We start from the raw sequence: 415 nt of genomic DNA, 5'->3' as shown, positions 1-415 counted from the left end.
CCTTATCGACACTGTCTACCGCTCGCGGCAAGTGCTCACAACGAATTACCTGATCAAGTTAGTTTATCGAGTAGTAGTGTCGGGTCTGTAGCTCAGTTGGTTAGAGCGCACCCCTGATAAGGGTGAGGTCGGCAGTTCAAATCTGCCCAGACCCACCAAAAGCTTCGTGCTTTTGTCGACACGGTTTGCCGACTTTTGGGGCCATAGCTCAGCTGGGAGAGCGCCTGCCTTGCACGCAGGAGGTCAGCGGTTCGATCCCGCTTGGCTCCACCATCAAGTTCCGGTTCAAGCTTCTACTACCTGATAACGCTGACAGTTCACAGTGACAAGCATATCGCCTTCCTCGAGAAGGTTGTGTGACTTCTCACTGTTCTCTGAACAGCCGCTCTTTAACAATGTGAATCATGCTGACGAT

The 415-nt window shown here is 52.0% G+C and carries 2 tRNA genes; both read left to right on the top strand.

Features of this window, described 5'->3' with window-relative positions:
• The first annotated feature begins 81 nt into the window (after positions 1 to 81).
• Positions 82 to 158 (top strand) — tRNA-Ile (locus tag QD172_RS17295).
• Between the two features lie 39 nt (positions 159 to 197).
• Positions 198 to 273, top strand: a tRNA-Ala gene (locus QD172_RS17290).
• Positions 274 to 415: the final 142 nt, after the last annotated feature.

Origin of the sequence: Cobetia sp. 10Alg 146, from assembly GCF_029846385.1 — a bacterium.
Taxonomy (GTDB): Bacteria; Pseudomonadota; Gammaproteobacteria; order Pseudomonadales; family Halomonadaceae; genus Cobetia; species Cobetia marina.
This window is presented reverse-complemented; position numbering and strand designations above follow the sequence as displayed.